This window comes from Testudinibacter sp. TW-1 (genome assembly GCF_050613185.1).
Classification (GTDB): domain Bacteria; phylum Pseudomonadota; class Gammaproteobacteria; order Enterobacterales; family Pasteurellaceae; genus Chelonobacter.
Window position 1 is genome coordinate 278151 of sequence record NZ_CP192511.1, and the last position, 19513, is coordinate 297663.

A 19513-nucleotide genomic window follows, 5' to 3' on the forward strand; every position below is an offset into this window, starting at 1 on the left:
CGAATCCGCCCCTATTATTTTACTACCACTGATAACCCACGCTGACCGAACCGCCGACATCACCTTGGCTGGTTGACATTCCGCTCAGTTTAACCCCGATTTTACCGTTGTCGGAAACACGCGACACCCCGATTGCCAACGCATTCTCACCCCGGAAAGTCCCCGCGCCAACTGCCACCATTGAGTGACCCGGCAGATAGGCTTGATACAAACCGGCGGTCGCCAAGGCACCGGCAATACCGGCACGGGCTCTGCCGTCAACTTCATTAATACGACCGTTCAAGGCGTTACCCATTGATTTCACCTGACCAACCGTCGCCGCGTCGTTATTTTCAACACCGTCAGCAATATTGGTAATGCGGTTGCCGCCATTGTTCAAACCGTTTGCGGTTAAGGATACATCACCGTTTGCACCGCCTTTCACCCGAATACCCGCTGTCGACATGGTGGTATTACCCGTGGTGATACTGGTAAATTCCGGCGTATCCGTCATGCTAATTGTCAAGGTGTTGCCACTCACTGCGGTCTTAATATTATTACCGCCTTTCACATTCACCGTATTACCCAACTTGGCTTCATAACTGCCTTCATCACCGGCAAATGTGATCGGTTTCACCACTTCACGGTTAAAATAATTCAACGCACCGCCGACGCTATTGGCTGTCACCGTCGAACCATCGGTTTTAGTGATAGTATAAGTCGGTGCCGTCACGTTCCCGTTGGCATCCACTGTCGAACCACCGCCCAATGCCGTCGCAACCGCGTTGGCGGTATTATGCAGCTGCCCTGTGGTCGCCACATTGTTGCTGCCAGCGCTTACTTCAGACGGTTTATTAATGCTCACGCTATCGAGCGTAAGCTCTTTCGCCAGATCAAAGGTTACATTGTTGTCGGCTTTGCTGATCACAATATTCTTATCGCTATTGTTCAGATCTACCGTAGCTGCCGGTGCGATATTCCCTGCATTAACACCGTTATTGACCGATAAATTCCAGCCTTTTCCGGCTTGTTCTGCCGCAGCATTGGCTTGATCGTTAGCCGCTTTAATCGCAGCGTCAATCGTGTTTTGCCCCGTACCGCCAATATTGTTATTGGTATAAGTACCGGTTGCGGCATCATAAGTGGTTGCTCCGCCGATAAGATTTTTCACCCCCTCGGCTTGATTAAACAACTGACCGCCATTAACCGCATCTTTGCTGTCTTTTGCGACATTGCCGTTTGCTACATTCGTGATTTGTTTGTCACCGGCATTAATACCGTCGGTGCTAATCTTCACATCACCAACGGTTAAACCTGTGGTATCTAACTTCACGTTATCACCGGCGGTAACGCTGTTCACACTAATGTCATCATTCAGCTTCACTGCAAACGTGGTCGTTTTAACACCATCGGCATTCGTAACTTCTGTTGGTGTGACCGTAATTGAACCGCCATTTTCTGCAGTAACCACGCTCTTATCCGCATTAACGGTATAAGTTGCACCACCATTAAGACGCTCACCTTCTGTTTTCACATTCGTATTTTCGCCGGCTTTAACGACTACTCGACCATAAGCAACGCTATCAATAATGGCGTCAGTCAACTGACCTAAATTCACGGCATCACTATCATTCACCGCATTCGCAACATTCTGAATTCGATTACCACCGTTATCTAAGCCGTTTTCAGTTAAACTTACCGGTGCTTTATTCGGATTTGCAGAAGCAATTGTCATACCTTTCGCATTGATAACATTGCTAAAACCATCATTATCCACAAAAGTCGCACTGCTGAGATTTTGCAGATTACGTGCCATTTTCAGCACCAGATCACCGTTTTCATTATCCACACGGATATTTTTATCGGTTACTTCCGCCTCTTCCGCAACATTGCCCTTAATGGTTAAGGTTTGGTTTAAGGCTTTCGGGATCACCTCGCCGACATCGCCTTTAAATTTCAAACCGTCATTCAATGTCGCGATCTCGTTTCCGCCAACCGTTAAGCGCGGTTGGGTTGTACCGTCTGCGCCGTTTAGACCCGGTTTGCCGTCTTTCACCCCGATAGTCGCCGTTGCACCGTCTTTGCCGTTCAAGCCGATGGTGCCGTCGGCGCCGTTCAGGCTGATACCGTCTTTGCCATCGGCACCTTTGATTGCCAATGCACCGGCTTCGTCATCGTTACCGATAGTGATGTCTTTGTCTAACGCAATTTTATAATCGGTTACGCCGTTATCATCTTTTTCGCCGGCAGTCACCGTAATCCCGTTACCTTCGGATACCGTGGTTTTTTCTGCATTTACGGTGTAAGTGGTAACCTTGCCGTCAGCACTGGTGCTGTTATCAACCGTGACATTTTTACCGGCTTCAACCACCGCACTTTTCTCGTTATCTGCGATGTTTTTCGCCAAGGCGTCTAACTGGTCTTTGTTGACCGCGTCTTTGCCGTTCACAGCGTCAGCCACATTGCTAATCGTTGTGCCGCCTGCGTTGATACCGTTTTTATCGATTGCAACTTTATCGCCAACTTTCAGCGCTTCGGTAGCAATATTCGCCAAATCCGTCAGGTTTTTCGCCAACTGAATCGCAATTGAGCCGTCTGCGCTGCCGATGGTTTTGATGTTGTTCGCCGTGGTTTCATCGGTCGCACCACCGGTAATGCTCAACACTTCAGCCGGTTTACGCGTGATAATGGTGTCGTTATCCCCTTTAAATTGGGCGGTGTTGTTTTGGATCGCATTATAAACATCGCCGCCGTTGACCGCACTTTTGCTGCCTTCGGTTACACTTCCGCCATGATTAATGGTCACACTGTCAAACGCAACCTCTTTTGCCGTCGAGACTTTAATATTGCCGTTCTCGTTGGAAACCACGATATTGTCACCATTGACAAAGTTCACACTGTTATTTTTTTGATCCACCGTTTTCACAGCCGTGCCGTTCACTTGCGCCGTCCAAGATTGAAGTGCGCTGTCGGCATTTTTCAGGCTTGCTTGGGTTTCCGCATTTAAACCTACCGTAATTTGCTTATCACTAACTGCGGTTTCTACGCCGTTGTGCCCAACCACATCAAAACGCTTACTGTCATTATTGATCACAATACCGTCCGCTTTGGCTTGTGCGTCTGCGCCGACGGTAAAGTCGCCTAATTTGTTACCGGCAGCCGTTTCAACCGCGTCTAATTGTTGCTTGTTAACCGCATCGGTAGGGTTTTCTCCGTTCGCGACATGAGTAATGGTATTGCCGCCGTTGTTTAATCCGTTATTGGTTAAACTCACCGGATTATTTGCACCGCCATTGATCGTCACGCCATCATTATTAAGCGCAGTATTCCCTGCGGTAACGCTCGTTGCTTTAACATCGCTAAAGGTTGGCGCCGCCACCGTTGCGACAGTAATATTATTGCCGTCACGGGTGATGTTAATATTGTCGCCATCAACAAACCGCACGGTATCACTGGCTTTAACCGCACTTGCTTCATCGCCATTGGCTTGTAGCTTCCAGGTTTGATTTTGCAAGTTAGTGATGTTATTCGCATTGGTCGTTACATTTTGATTGGTGGCAAACAACTGACCGCCATTCACCGCCTCTTTGCTGTCGGCGGCAACCGCACCGTCAGCCACATTGGTAATTTTGTTATTGCCGTTGTTTAAACCACTGCTGGTCAAACTCACCGGATTTTCACCATTGGCAATCGTAATACCGTCGCTATTCACTTTGGTATCACCGCTAGTCACACTATCCACCGTCAAATCTTTTGCCGTCGAGACTTTAATATCGCCGTTCTCGTTAGAAACCACGATATTGTCACCGTTGACAAAGTTCACGCTGTTATCTTTCTGATCCACCGTTTTCACATCGTTGCCGTTGACTTTCGCCGTCCATGATTGAAGCGCACCGTCTGCCTTGGTCAAACTATCTTTAGTCGCTTGTGACAAACTGATCGCATAGTCAGTCACATTGTTTGCTTTGTCTTCCGTTGGCGTTGCCACTAAACCGCCGCTATCTGCTGCGGAAACCGTTGATTTTTCGGCATTCACAGTATAAGTCGTCACGTTGCCATCAACGGTTGACGTAACAGTGGTGTTGTTGCCTTGTTTGACAACCGCACTTTTCTCACCGGCTGCGATGTTTTTCGCCAACTCGTCCAACTGCGATTTGTTTACCGCATCATTTGCCTCTGTACCATCGGCAATATTGGTGATTTTATTGCCACCGTTGTTTAAGCCACTATTCGTCAGGCTAACCGTGTTCGTTGGGTTATCTGCGGTTGGCGCATTAATGGTCACACCGTCAGTACTCATTGTGGTATTGCCCGTAGTGACGCTGGTGACATTTAAATTTGGGTTTAATGCCAAAGCAATGCCCGTTACGCTGGCGGTTGTCGTAATATTGTCATCACCAGTTATTGCAACCGTTTCACCCAATTTTTTAACGCCGGTCGTGGTATTGTTATCCGCCGTAAACGTTAAGCCTTTGTTGGCAATATCGTTCGCTGCCTCAGCACCTTTCTTAATCTCCGCTTTCGTCTCATCGGTTAAATCCAGTGCGTAATCCGTCACATTTGTGGTGTTATCTTTCGCCCCTTTCGTGACTTTAACCGCACTTTCCTCCGTTGCCGAAACACTGGCGCCGTCGGCATTCACGGTATAGACACTTTGCCCGTCCGTCCCTTCGGTTTTCACGACAGAAGCCACATTTGTTCCCTGGCTAACTTCAGTTTTCGCTGCCGCCGCCGCTTTTTGCACATCACCGATATTCGCCGCATTATTGGCATTCGTACCACCACTGGCAACATTGCTAATCGTTGTGCCGCCTGCGTTGATACCGTCTTTATTGATTTCAACTTTATCGCCGACTTTGATTGTTTCCGTCGCAATACTGCTCAACCCGGTAAGGTTTTTCGCCAATTGAATCGCAATAGAGCCGTCGGCATTCCCTACCGTTTTGATATTATTCGCCGTGGTGTCGCCTGTTGCTCCGCCGGTGATACGCAACACTTCCGTCGGTTTACGCTTAATCACAGTATCGTTATCCCCTTGGAATTGGGATTCGCTATTTTGAATCGCGCGATAAACATCACCTCCGTTGACCGCACTTTTGCTGCCTTCGGCAACATTTCCACCCTTATTAAGGGTCACACTGTCAAAGCTAACCTCTTTTGCCGTCGAGACTTTGATATCGCCGTCTGCTTCGGCAGTGATTTCAATATTGCCGCCATTCACAAAATTGACGTTCGCGTTATCTTTATTCACCACTTTCGCTTCCGCACCGTTCACTTGCGCCGTCCAAGATTGAAGTGCGCTATCGGCTTTAGTCAGGCTTTCTTTGCTCGCGTCTGACAGATCCACTTTATAGTCGGTTACATTATTCGTATCCGGCGTAGCGGATGTTACTGTAACCGCACTTGAACCGGCTGAAGTTTTGGCGCCATTTGCATTGACAGTGTAAACGGTTTGATTGTTATCACCCTTGCTCTCCTCCACTGAAGCAACGTTAGTGCCGGCTTTGACCTCACTTTTCGCTGCCGCCGCCGCTTTTTGTACATCGCCGATGTTCGCCGCATTGCCGGTCACATCACCGCCACTGGCAACATTCGTAATCTGATTGCCACCGTTATTTAACCCGGTGTTAGTCAAACTGACATTATTGGTTCCACCCGTGATTGTCACGCCATCATTATTAAGCGTAGTATTCCCTGCGGTAACGCTATCCACGTTCAATGCTTTGTTTAGTGCAATTTTCACCCCATCTGCGCTTGCCGTGGTAGTGATATTGTTATCGCCATTAACTGCAACTTGGCTGCCCAACAGTTTTTCATCGGTGCTGCCACTGTCGCCAGTAAAGGTTAAGCCTTTGCTGTCAACTGCCTCTTTGGCGTCAACGCCTTTTTTGATGTTATCTTTGGTGGTTTGGGTTAAGTCCAGCGCATAATCAGTGATGTTGGTGCTGCTGTTTTTCTCGGCTTTAGTCACACTGACCGCACTTCCTTCTGCCGCAGAAACACTAGCGCCGTCGGCATTCACGGTATAAACCGTTTGTTTATCCGCACCGGTTTCTGATGTCACTGACGCCACATTCGTACCGGCTTTGACCTCACTTTTCGCTGCCGCCGCCGCTTTTTGTACATCGCCGATGTTCGCCGCATTGCCGGTCACATCACCGCCACTGGCAACATTGCTGATAACTTGGCTATTCGCATTAATGCCGTCTTTGCTGATGTAAGTTTTGCCGCCAACATTCACACCTTTGTCGTCCAACACCACTTGGTTCGCACCGGTGCCGACAGTGGCTTTATCAAAGCTCACTTCTTTTGCCGTGGCAATGGTAATGTTGTTACCGTCACGGCTGATATCGATATTCTCACCGTTAATAAACTGCACCGTATCGTTAGCTTTAACCGCACTTGCTTCATCGCTATTCGCTTGTAGTTTCCACGTTTGATTTTGCAAATTAGCAATATCGGTTGTGTTATTGTCCGCTTTAGTTTCAACGGTATCCAACTGCGACTTGTTCACTGCGTCTGTGTCGTTCACACCTTCAGCCACATTGGTGATGGTGTTGCCACCGTTGTTTAAGCCGGTATTAGTCAAACTCACCGGATTTGTACCATTAGCAATGGTAATTCCGTCATTATTCACAGTGGTGTTGCCGGTTTTCACGCTGTCAACCGTCAGGTTTTTGCTTAGCGCCAAGGCAATACCTGTCGCGCTGGCAGTTGAGGTAATATTCTCATCACCTGTCACTGCCACTGTTTCACCCAGCTTTTTAACGTCGGTTTTGCTATTGTTGTCGCCGGTAAAGGTCAAGCCTTTGTCTGCAATATCAGTTGCAGCTTCAACACCTTTTTTGATGTCTGCTTTAGTGGCGTCAGTTAAATCAACTGCGTAATCCGTCATATTCGTAGTGCTATCTTTCTCGCCTTTGGTCACTTGAACCGCACTTCCTGCGGAGACACTTGTGCCATCAGCATTGACGGTATAAGTAGTTACCGTGCCGTTGACCACTGGATCATTTACCGTGACATTATTGCCTGCTTGCACCACAGTGGTTTTGTTTGCCGAGTTAATCGCATTTGCCACATCCGTTGCCGTCGCAAAATTATCACCTGCATTTTGTGCACTGACATCGCCATTATCCGCTACGGTGAAACCCGATTTATTCACCGCATAACTGACGGTTGAAGTGCCATTCGCAGTGTTCACCGCCGCAGTCGTGCCGCTGCCATTCACAAAATTCACCGTATCGCCCGGCGCCACTTTTGATGACGTGCCGCTGTTAGCTTGAATATTCCAGCCTTTGCCCGCCACTTCCGCAACTGCATATAACTGGCTACCGTTGATCGCGTCCGTTGACGTCGCCGTGATACGACCTGCCGCCACATTTTGAATTTGACGTTCTGCGCCGACGCTGCCGACACTGAATGCATTTTTAGGTGCATTACCGGCAAAACCGCTATAATTGATACCGTTGACGGTGGCGCTGCTCACTTGTGTAGCCGCGATCGTTGTCGAGTTTTGACCAATGGCAACATCGCCGGCGGTTACCGCTGCCTTAGCATTCTCACCGATAGCGACCGAAGAAGCATTACTGCTTGCTTTCTCACCAATCGCAACACCACGTATAGCAGCATTAGACGCTTCACCGATCGCGATTGCACTCGTTCCGCCGGTCGTACTGTTGCTCCCCATGGCAATGGCGTTAGTGCCGGTTGCACTGGCGGAATTTCCCAGTGCAATCGACGCAGCACCTGCTGCTTTGGCACTACTACCGACTGCGACAGAGTTGGTGGCGGTTGCACCCGAAGCATAACCTGCGGCTACCGAATTAGCACCGCTGGCAGTTGATGTATTCCCTAACGCCAGAGTATTTCTATGCTGCGCTTTAGCATTATTACCCACTGCGGTAGACGAATCATTCGTCGCCTGCGCACCTGCACCAACCGCAGTTGCATAATTGCCTGTTGCGCTCGCCGCCACACCAGCCGCCAAGGCGTCCGTGCCGGTCGCCCCTTTATTATCGTAGTTACCGGCGGTTTTGTCAGTGCTGTTCACACTGTAGAAATGGGTTTTTGCCGCTGCAACCGCACTTTGCACATCACCGATATTGGCAGCATTGTTGACATCGTTGCCTCCGCTGGCGACGTTAGTTATCGCTTTATTACCGGCGTCGATACCATCTTTGTTGATTGCTACATTGCCCCCTGCGGTCAAGCTGTCGAAAGTAACATCTTTAGCGGTAGAAACTTTAATATCACCGTTTTCATTGGAGATCACAATATTATCGCCATTAACAAAATTCACACTGTTTTTATCTTTGTCAATGGTTTTAGCGGTTTCACCGTTCACTTGCGCCGTCCAAGATGACAGGGCTGCATCGGCTTTTTCCAATGAGCGTTGTGCTTCTTCGGTTAAGCTCAATTCATAGCCGGTAATTTTATCGTTTTCGTTGGTGTTGGTTTCCAATAATAAGCCGCTGTCGGCTTTCACGCTAACCAAGACTTTTTCCGCATCCACTTGATACGTGGTGACATCGCCAACGGTGTTTGATCTCACGCTGGTATTTTTACCGTCAACCACGTTAACGGTTTTTGCCGCCTGTTGTGCCACTTTCTTTAATTGCGATACATTCACAGCATCGGTATCGGCTTTGCCCTCGGCCAAGTTAGTGATTGTTTTGTTGCCCGCATTAATGCCGGCAACAATCATGCTTGGTCCGTTGGTAATGGTGACGCCATTATCATTCATTAAGGTGTTGCCGGTTTGGACGCTGCCTTTTACACCAAGATTAATCTTTTCAGCTAATTTAATGTTTAAGCTATTATTATTTATATTGCTTACGACACCGATATTGTTATCGGTCAACGAACCTGTTGCGCCACCGTTCACTTCTAAGGTTTGTCCTAACGTACGCTGAATGTCAGTACCGCTGTCTCCCGAGAATGTAAGCGGTTTGTCTGCCAATTTTTTTAATTGCGCCACGTTCACAGCGTCAGTGTCGGCAGAACCTGCCGCTAAATTGGTGATTTGACGGGTTTGACCGTTGCCGCCGATAGAGACGGCTGCCGTTGTTGCGCGCCATGTTGCATTCGTTGCGGTTGAGGCGGCTGATGTGAGCGGATCATAACCGGCTGAGCCCGCCGCCCGATTGGCAACACTGCTTGAACCCAAGGCAACGCCGCCTTCAACGGTTGCGCTTGAACGGGAACCCAAAGCGACTGCTTGTGTTGCCGTTGCGTCACCGGAAAGGGCAATGGACTCCGTACCGACAGCATTCGCCAACAAACCTAATGCTGCGGAAAAACTGCCGCTTGCACTGGCATCAGTCCCCAATGCAATCGACTGATGTCCGGTTGCAGAGGCTTTATGACCGATTGCCGTCATTGAAGTTACACTGGTATTTGCGCCTTGCGCTTTCGCATCTGTACCAATCGCAATACTGTTTGGTGAAAGTGATTGTGCATCACGTCCGATTGCAGTGGTGTTCTTTTGTGCAGATCGGGTTCCTTGACCGATCGCAATCGCATCATCACCGGTGGCGCGGGAATTTGTACCGACCGCAATGGCATCGGCGCTGGTTGCCCGTGTTGCCGTTCCCGTTGCTAAATTACTGGTGGTTGCGGTTGAAGAACCGATTGCAATTGCACGGTTTCCGCTTGCCTGTGAAGAATGCCCGACCGCAAACGCATTATTGCCGCTTGCAGTGGCTACATTACCAAGTGCGGTTGAATAATTGCCGGATGCCGTAACCTGACGACCAATGGCGATTGCCGTATTGCCTGAGGCGTTATTTACCGTTCCCAGGGCGACGGCCGATGTACCAGTCGAGGTGTTCGCCAAACCCAGTGCGGTGGCATAAAAACCGGTGACATCATTATTGTTACCAAATGCAAATGCCATTGTACCCTCTTCACCAGCAACCCCGGCAAGGTTGTTATAACCGACTGCGGTACTGCCGGCGTAGGCTTTACTGTGTTCGCCGATGCTGACAGCAGACGGTTTCATGCCGGTTATCATTGTTCCAGCCTCATCTGTATCGCGAAATGCTACTGAATTGCCATTTGTACGATCAGCAATCAATTGAACAGGACCAAAATTTGAAGAATAAGCATGTGCCCCAATCGAAATATTAGCGCCTTGATTAATGGTCGGTGAAACAGCGCTATCGGCTATGGCTTGTGTTCCGATCGCAATCGCTGCCGCTGCATACGACTGCGCCGCCCAGCCCATCGCCACTGCATTTGCGCCGCTGACGCTGGTATCCGAGCCGATAGCCACACCGCCGGTCGTATTTGAGACTTTGGCATTCCAGCCCAACGCAGTTGCACCGCCGGAGGCTTGTGCGCCTGCGCCGATAGCGGTTGCCCCTTCGGCACGTCCGTTATCTGCGGCGACGCCTTTTGCACCTGCACCGATGATGGTCGAATTGTCGCCACCGCCCGTTACTTTTGAGGCTTGATTCACATCCGTGCCACCACCGATAACCACGTTATTGTCATTGTCACTCGCACCGCTACCGTTCTCCTGATACGCCAATGCATTCGTACCGAATAATGCCGTTGTAATCGCAATAACTGAAACCTTTAAGTTAAAAATGAAATGAGAAAACAGCCCGCGGCGATTGGTCGCACTTTGATTCGCACTGCCGGTTGATTCCGATGTGCTTTTGCCTTGTGTTGTCGTCAATTCAGACACGACAACCATTTGCTGTGTGTTTTTATTCCAAATAACTCTATAGATTTTATTCATTACTTTTCTTCGCCTCTTTTGATTATTTTCATTACTTCTATTCGATTTAACAATATTACAAATAGACTACAAAATTTTGACGCGCGAATTAAATCATAGCGTTAGATAAATTCAAAATAAATTTACACTTTTATTTTCATAAAAAATCTATTAATCACAATAAAAAAGATCACGATACGTTAACACTCTTACTTGACCGAAGGTTGAAATTCATCAGCTCGGATTGCTTATTTTTACATCAAATATTGATAAAACAAGGCTTTTTCCGATCATGAAAAAACACCCATATTCCTTTTTGGAATATATCGGGGGGGGGGGGGTGAAATAGTTATAAGGATAATGACGGTTATTTATTTTACCTATCATAGTAATCGATCACGTTGACCCAATTTTTATGACAATTTAGCTTGAGTTGACCAAACAAAAAACCGCACTTGCTTAATTAAATAGCAAAGTGCGGTTGGAACCATTTAGAAAGTGGTTAAGCTAAAAAGTGATCTAGAGGGTATTTTTGTTTGGCAAGTACGATATTGAGGACGTGCAATTCATCTCCCGCAATTTCATAGACAACGCGATATTTGCCTAATTTGGGGAACAGTTCTCTTGTGCCCGGGATTAGACCTTTAACTCCCATTTCAGGCTGTTCGCTCGCGAATTCAATCACAGCATAAATCTCAGCTATAATTTTATCCGCAATAACCTCGCCAATAAAGTTATCAACTGCTCATCAATTCGCACTAAATCATCATAAGCCGTTTGAGTGATATACACTTTCATTACGCTGTTTTTTCGACCAACTGCAGTTTTTCACGTTCAATACGCTGTTTACGCAACTTATTTTTAACGTCATCTAATGTCATTATCCGTTTTGCCGTCACATCAGCTCTGGCATTTTCTACTTTGGCACTTAGCCATTGAATATATTCTTTGTCCATTCTCTCTCCATTAGGGGCTATTGAACGTTGTTGATATTATAGACCACATTATGTTGTTTTCAATCAAACAGACAAAAAACCGCACTTGCCGTTTTAATGGCAAAGTGCGGTATAAATTTGAACAAGTCAGCAAATTATTTTGCTGAAATCACCACTCGGCGGTTTGGTTTTAAGCAGTCGCGCAAGGCTTGCCCTTGTTCCGTTTCGCATACCGCCACTTGATCCGCTTTGCCGCGCCCGATTGCCATGACCGTACTTGGCGCAAAGCCCTGTTGCACAAAGTAAGCCTTCACCACATCGGCGCGACGCTGCGAAAGTGCCAGATTATAGCTGTCCGATCCCAGACGATCGGTATAACCTGAAATTTCAACCGCTTTCACGTTCTGTGCTTTTAAATTTTTGATAACGCCGTCAAGGGTCGCTTTGCCGTTGGCATTTAAATTGCCGGCATCAAAATCAAACAGAAAATCACCGGATAATTCATATTGATTGTTACAGCCTGCCGGCTTCCAAAAGAACGATTGTGCATTCATCTCTTTGTCGAACAACACTTTATATTGGCAGATTTTGTGCTCGCCGTTTTGACGATAGTTGAACACATAATCCCATTCGCGCACCGCAAACAGCCCTTCGCTAAAGTGCGGTCTGCCGATCAGGTAATACAGCTGATCTTTGTTCATGCCTTGTTCGATCATGCGCACGTTGTCCCAGTTCGGCCAAATGCCGTATTGCGAGCCGCTGAAATTCACACCGGCGTCTTCGATTTCAGGGAAGATCGGATTGTCGGTTGTGCCATCGGCTTTAACATCACTCAGGCGACAACCCGCTAATGCCATTGCGGCAGCCAGTGGCAACAGATATTTTGCTATATTTTTCATCATGTTCTCCATTTTATTATTCGGTGAGAAACCGCACTTCGCCTGTTTTATGCAAAGTGCGGTCAGATTTGTTACCACTGATAACCCACGCCAACGCCGCCGGTCAAATCGCCGCGACTGTTGTGAGAAGCATTCAGTTTCAGAATCACTTTACCGTTATCGGAAATACGCGATACCCCTAACGCCACCGCATTTTGCGATTTATGCGCGCCGCCGGCAACCGCCACCATTGAGTGCCCCGGCAGGTAGGCCTGCGGCAAACTTGCCATTGCCGCTGCGGTTGCACCCACGCCGTCAATGTCTTTCGCCAAGCCGTCAACTCGGTTACTCAGGTTATTCACATTTCGATTCATCGCATGTAACTGACTACCGTTAACCGCTTGTTTCGAGGTTGCCGAGATTTCACCGTCGGCAACATTGTTGATGGTTTGGTTGTTGGCGTTGATCCCGTTGCCGTCGATATAGGTTTTCTCTCCCACGTTATAGCTGTTGGCGGTCACGCTGGTAAAGGTCGGCGTATCGCTGATTTTCACCTTGATATTGCCTTTGCCGTCAGACTCGGTCGCGATATTTTTACCGTCCCCATGAATATTAACCGCACTTCCCAAGGTCGCCGCATACGCCGTGCCGCTGTCGGCACCGAAAGTGATCGGTTTGATCACTTCGTTGTTCAATGCTTTCAATGCCGTGCCGACATTGTTCGCCGTGGTGGTTTTACCGTCGGTTTGGGTGATCACATAACTTGGCGCCGTGACTTTGCCGTTTGCGTCAACTGTTGCCCCGCCACCCAATGCATTAGCAACCGATTGCGCCGTGCCGTGCAACTGATTGCCGTTAATCGCGTCGCTTGAACCCGACGCGACGTTGCCGTCGGCAACATTGGTCACAACCATTGGTTTTTCGCTGACAATTTTCACTTTCGCCGGGGTTGCCGGAGTCAGGGTGATCGTGCCGTCGGCATTGGTTTGTGAGCTATAGAAATGACCGCCGACATTGGTCAATGAGTTGCCATTGGCGTCCAGATATTCCATCGGCAGACCGACCACGTCAATTTCATAGCTGTAATTACCGTCCTGATCTTTGGCTACCGCAGACACTTTGCTGTTGGCGCCGTGTTTCACCGTCACCGTTTCGCCGGAAACCGCACTTGGCGCTTGCGCTGGATCTTTTTCCGTATCACCGTCCGTTGCCAACTGCCATTCTATGCCTGCGCTGGTACCGCCTGTGGCGCCGGTAGCACCTGTTGCGCCTGTTGCACCTGTTGCGCCGGTTGCACCTGTTGCGCCGGTTGCACCTGTCGCGCCGGTTGCACCGTCAGCACCCGCCGGACCTTGTGGTCCGGTTGCGCCGGTTGCCCCAGTATCGCCTTTTTCACCTTTCATCACTTTCGCGCTAATGGTGATTCCTTTGCCGTCTTGAGTAATATCAATATTATCCCCGGCAATAAAGTTTAACGTGTCGCCCAATTTAACCGTTTCAAACGCTGCGCCGTCAGTATAACTTGCTGAACTGGTGCCGCCATTATTACCGACCGTAAACCGCCAGCCGCTGTTGATTACCGCAAATAGTTGACTACCATTAATTGCGTCGGTGCTATTCGCTGAAATCAGCCCCGGCGCGACGTTTTGAATGCGGCGGGTTTGTTCGCTGCTGCCGATACTCAACACGCCGCCGACATTATCGCCACCGGCAAAGTTCAAGCTTAACTTGTTGATATTTGCTGAAGTATAAGTCTTATCAATGCCTTTGGTGGTTGTATCGGCTGCCACAAACGCTGCTTTGTTGCCTAAGAATACCGAATTATCGGTTGTAACCTTAATATCGTTCCCCAAGGCAAAAATACCCAGTTCATCGGTTGTTGCATTAGGCGCTCTCAACAATGCATTATTATTCCCGATAGCGTAAGAATTGGTAGTTTCGATAATGTTTGGATCGCCAATCGCACCGGAGTTTTTGGCTTTGACAACATTGCCTAAACCAATCGAAATGGTATTTGCTGCCAAGGCTTGAGCCCCTTTACCGATAGCGATGGCGGCATTTCCACCCACTTTGGTGTCATTACCAATCGCCACCACATCATCAACACTTTCGGCAATATCATCAGCATCTTTACTGCTGTTAAAGCCTAGAATAATGTTGCCAGTTGCTGCGTCTGCAGTGGTGCCTTTCAGCACATGGTTGTTACCTATTAAGATGGTTTGTAGCGCATTTTCCACTTCATTATGGCTGCCGGTAATGCCGGTGTGTGCCACATTTTTAGCGGTGTTTTCATAGCCGTTAATGGTGTTAAAGGCACTGAAGATCGTACCATTCAAGGCGTTTTCTAATTTGGTATTGGTGCTATCTAACGCTGCACCACCGGTTCCGCTTAAGCTGTTACCGATACCGTTGATAGTGGAAAGAATAGCATAATCGGCAGTGTTGCCACCGCCCATAATACCAACTGAACCTAAACGGTTTTCGGTAACGTATTGTCTTAATGTTTCAGATAATTCTTTAACTGATCCTGCCGTAATATTAGGGTTTACCGCTAAGGCAACATTTGCACCAAAAATAGAAAAATTAGTTGCAAATGAATCGATAATCAAAGAACTATTTGGTGTTAAATAAGAATTGGTAATCTCATTACCCGCACCAAAAATTAATGCGCCATTGCTCTTATTTACGCGGTTAGCCACCCCAACAATACTAGATGCTAACCCAGAATACATTAAGCCATTAGCCGGATGAGCTGTTGCAGGAACCGCACTTCCATCGACACTTAATACGCTCAAGTCTTCTGTAAGCGGTTCATTGGCTTCAATACTATTGAGCGAACCGGTAATGGAGGAGCCAAAACCTTGAATGGCTGCACCTGCATTATGTAGTGCATTAGCTCCTCTTGTATAAGCATTGCCAGCCCAGCTAGCGGTCGGTTTATCAAACGCTTTAGAAATCACGTTAAACGAACCGTTGATACTGGAGAAATTAGCAGAGTTGGTAGAGTTGTCCCCCACTGTGGTTGCGCCAACGCCGGTGATCACATTGTTTGATATCCAATCTGCCGTGCTGAGATCAATATCACCGATTTGACCACGATAATCGCGGTTACCAATATCAATGGTGGAAATCCGTGCGTGGGTATCTTGCCCGATAGCAATACCGCCTGCCAAATTAGCTTTCGTACGTCCGAAAGTGACGATCGCTTCATGATTGCCGTTGGTCATCACATGGGAATAGGCATTGGTACCAATGGCTATCCCATTAGTCCCCGCACCGCCGTCCGGAGTTACTTTTGCGCCGTTACCAATTGCCAAGGCATTCACCAAAGTTGCCGACGCTTTTGTCCCTATCGCAATCGCCCCGGCTTTGGTTGCGCCATCATTTTTGCTATTTGCTACATCTGTTGCCGGATTATTTACCGACAGATATTTCAGCGTGCTACCTGTGGCGGCAGTAGAAATATTTTGTGCTAAAGCGAAAAGTTGTGAGCCGTTTACTGCGTCAGTTGAGGTTGCAGAAATCAAGCCCGGTGCCACGTTTTGAATGCGACGGGTCTCATCGGCTTTGCCGACACTCACCACACCAACCACATTCGTACCACCGGCAAAGTTTAAGGTTTTGCCTGTTACCACCGTGGTATCACTGCTATAAGCATTATCAGTACCTTTGGTTGTTGCTGCTGGAGCCACATAAGCAGCGTTATTGCCTAGGAATACAGAGTTGTCGGTAGTTTGTGTAATGTTGTTACCAAAAGCAAAAATGCCTTTTTCGTTGCCGTCAATTCGTGCCAACGTATTGTTGTTACCGATGGAATAGGAATTAGCGGTATTGATTGTGCTTGGATCACCAATTGCCCCGGAGTGATTGCCACTGACTTTATTACCAAAACCAATCGAAATCGACTGTTTACCTGTGGCTTCCACACCCTGCCCGATCGCAATAGACTCACTGGCAACCTTAGTTTCATTACCAATCGCAACCGCATTTTTCACTTCAGCCTCGTCAGCCAGCGTGATGTCATTTCCTAAAACAATCGTACCGCTGATCGGGTTGCCGTCAGAACCTAAGACTAAATCATTCCCCATTGCCAACACGTCCGTCGCGCTGTGGACAATATTGTCATTACCGCTGACTAAAGAGCGGTCAATGCTGTTGACGGTCAGATTGCTACCCGTAATTGAAGAGTCATTCGAGGTATTCACGCTATTGTGCATACCGATCACTAGCGTATCTTTACCGTTATCTAAGCTGTTGCCAGCACCGATTAATGCGGTTTGCCCTAATTCTGTGCCATTAGTCGCCAATATACGCGCCATCGTATCCATAGGGTCTTCAAAGATAGGCATTACGATTTTATCGTCAGCCGAATTGGTGAGAGTATTACCATAACCACTGACCAAGGCACCGTTACTGTTTTGCACAGTATTACCCGAGCCGGTCACCAGCACCGCAATGCTGTTAGTAGTGTCGGTACTGGCAGTATCGCCAACGGTGTTTTGCGAACCGTAAATATGTGAGAATGCCCCCTGACTGGCAAATGCACGTAGTCCTAAGAAACCGCCAGTTGTCGCACGTTGGTTAATCAGAATTTTATTGTTATTACCGGTAACGGTTGAATATAAGCCTTGTGTCGCGGCTTCATAACCGATCATGGTGCTACCGCGACGGAATGCACCGGTGTTGTTGCTCCAGTTACCCTTTGTGGCAGTCGTACCGATATGCACCGCTTCATTACCTGCATACGCAGTGTTACCGATTGCAATTGAGTTGGTTTGATTAGCATTTGCGCTCGTGCCCAAAGCAATACCGTTAGTTTCTGCCGCACTGTTGCGACCGATAGCAACACCGCTGTTGCCAAACACGCTCGCCTTGGTGCCGATAGCCACTCCGCTAGTAACGCCAGCTGTTGCGGCAGCATTGGCAGTATTACCGATTGCCACACCTTGTGAGGCACCTGCTTTGGCACTGTCACCAATGGCGAGTGCACTTGTGCCTGAAGCCTCTGCACTATTGCCAATGGCAGTGGCTTTGTCTGCGATGGATTTCGCTTTAGCACCAATCGCCACGGTTTGGTTTTTGCTGGCTAAAGAGTCAACACCGATGGAGATACTTTCGTTACGGGTGCTGACATTAGTTCCGTCGGTGCCTGCGTTTTTACCGACACTGATATTATCAGTACCTGTCACTTTATTACCGGCATTTTTACCGATTGCGGTATTGGTATTGCCAATAACATTTCTACCTGCTTCTTCGCCGATTGCGGCATTGGAATTACCGGTGACATTCATCCCTGCGTTCAAGCCAAGTGCGGTATTGAAATCCCCTTCAATATCGGTACCCGCATCTTTCCCCAGCACCATATTACTTTCACCGATAATACGGCTACCGGCATTCACCCCGGCGGCAAAGTTATCTTGCCCGGCGATATATTGCCCGGCACTGAAACCAAGGGCAATATTGTGTTCGGCGGAATCAACGGTTTCATTCGTTTTATGATTTGTACCAACACGATTCCCTGCCAGTTCACCAATGGAAACGTTGTGGTTGCCCACCAAGTTTGAACCTGCATTTTTACCCAAAGCAAAGTTATTGGCACCAACCGATTGTGGTTCATCTGGTTTTTGTGGATTAGGTCCGGTGTAACCTTTTACATTTTGCCCTGCACCGTCACCAAAGGCGTAGTTATAGCTGCCTGTTACATTTTTCCCTGCATCGTTACCAAATGCAAAGTTAGAACGACCATTGACTTCTTGTCCTGCTTTAGCCCCTAATGCCACGTTATCATCACCGGTGACGGTTTTACCTGCTTGTGAACCTAACGCATAGTTATAATGACCTGTTACACCTTGTCCGGCTTGAAAACCGGCGGCAAAATTAAATGAGCCTTTAGTGCCGCTGCCTGCACCTTGCATTAGGGAAATATTATTGCCACCGACTTGTGCTGTTTTATCTGCATTTTCATGCGTTCCCATATCTTGCCCAGCTTCTTCACCAAAGGCAAAATTGTTGCTACCAACAACGGTACGACCCGCTGATTTACCCATCGCAAAGTTACTGTCGCCCGCAACGTTAAAACCGGCAAGTTCACCAAGGGTGAAACTATGGGTTGCGGTTTGTCCGTGTCCTGCATTGGTACCAATAATAATAGAGTTAGAACCGCCCCAGCTATCTGCTGCTGCCCCCTCACCAATGATAATTTTTCTTGTTCCGCCAACTCCCGTAACATTGCCAAGAACTAGTGCATTAGTGATATTGGAATTTCCCAGTTCTCCTGCACTAATGCGGTTAGCCGTATTATCAATAGTCACCGCCGCAGACGCCACCGGGCTGAGGCTGAAACCGGCAAAAAACAAGCCGGACAGCAAAAGTGCGGTTCGGCTTAATTTTTGATTAAATTTTCGGATTGATTTCTCGGTTTGATTTGAATCGGAATGTGAACTACAACAATAACCGCTCGCCAATTCAGAGGCAACTACGCATTGTTGTGTCGTTCTATTCCAAATCACTCGATAAACTTTATTCATACAGTCTCCCAAACGCTCCATTAGAAATAAAATAAAAGTAAAAAACAAAATAATTTTGAAAATCAATTAAAACCTGACACTAATATCATCAGCATTTCACTTGCTTTATTATTAACCACCCACGGATATTTACAATATAACTCGGATAAAACTTACAATTAATTTGTAACTCATTATTTTAACTAGCAAAAAAAAAAAAGCATTTTTACCCCTAATTTCCGTACGCAAATAAAAAACAACATGATGAAAAACATAAATTGTAAACGAAAACCAAAAACAGACACGTCCGCCACACAAAATGACATAAATGACAATCAGTGGTGACTATTTCACTGACACTCCTTTTGACAAAATTAATGCGAAAGTGATATTGACGGACAATACTTTTGCCGACATCTTACTCATCGTGTACAAAAGACCGTGTTCAAGGAATGGACGGGAGGAATGTGTAGAGCAAATAGCAAATACCGC

At 47.7% G+C, this 19513-nt stretch carries 5 protein-coding genes; all 5 read right to left on the bottom strand.

Features of this window, described 5'->3' with window-relative positions:
- Positions 1-22 precede the first annotated feature (22 nt).
- The 5 genes from ACQ31U_RS01385 to ACQ31U_RS01405 all read right to left on the bottom strand — a co-directional run bounded on the left by ACQ31U_RS01385 (position 23) and on the right by ACQ31U_RS01405 (position 19042).
- Positions 23-10723: an ESPR-type extended signal peptide-containing protein gene (locus tag ACQ31U_RS01385; RefSeq protein WP_431053209.1), complete on the bottom strand. Its 10701-nt coding sequence runs from the start codon at positions 10721-10723 to the stop codon at positions 23-25.
- Positions 10724-11204: 481 nt separating this feature from the next.
- The gene (locus tag ACQ31U_RS01390; protein ID WP_431054253.1) at positions 11205-11432 is read right to left on the bottom strand and encodes a type II toxin-antitoxin system RelE/ParE family toxin; all 228 of its coding nucleotides are present in this window, start codon (positions 11430-11432) and stop codon (positions 11205-11207) included.
- 67 nt (positions 11433-11499) lie between these two features.
- Positions 11500-11658, bottom strand: coding sequence for a hypothetical protein (locus ACQ31U_RS01395; RefSeq protein WP_431053211.1), 159 nt, complete (start codon positions 11656-11658; stop codon positions 11500-11502).
- 134 nt (positions 11659-11792) lie between these two features.
- On the bottom strand, positions 11793-12536 hold the full coding sequence (locus ACQ31U_RS01400; RefSeq protein ID WP_431054254.1) for an OmpA family protein: 744 nt from the start codon (positions 12534-12536) through the stop codon (positions 11793-11795).
- Positions 12537-12607: 71 nt separating this feature from the next.
- Positions 12608-19042: a YadA-like family protein gene (locus ACQ31U_RS01405; protein WP_431053213.1), complete on the bottom strand. Its 6435-nt coding sequence runs from the start codon at positions 19040-19042 to the stop codon at positions 12608-12610.
- Positions 19043-19513 lie beyond the last annotated feature (471 nt).

What these genes read in the sequence shown, in the direction of transcription:
- ACQ31U_RS01405 (WP_431053213.1), bottom strand. Translation starts at nt 19,042, where the DNA reads ATGAATAAAGTTTATCGAGTGATTTGGAATAGAACGACACAACAATGC.
- ACQ31U_RS01400 (WP_431054254.1), bottom strand. Translation starts at nt 12,536, where the DNA reads ATGAAAAATATAGCAAAATATCTGTTGCCACTGGCTGCCGCAATGGCA.
- ACQ31U_RS01385 (WP_431053209.1), bottom strand. Translation starts at nt 10,723, where the DNA reads ATGAATAAAATCTATAGAGTTATTTGGAATAAAAACACACAGCAAATG.
- ACQ31U_RS01395 (WP_431053211.1), bottom strand. Translation starts at nt 11,658, where the DNA reads ATGGACAAAGAATATATTCAATGGCTAAGTGCCAAAGTAGAAAATGCC.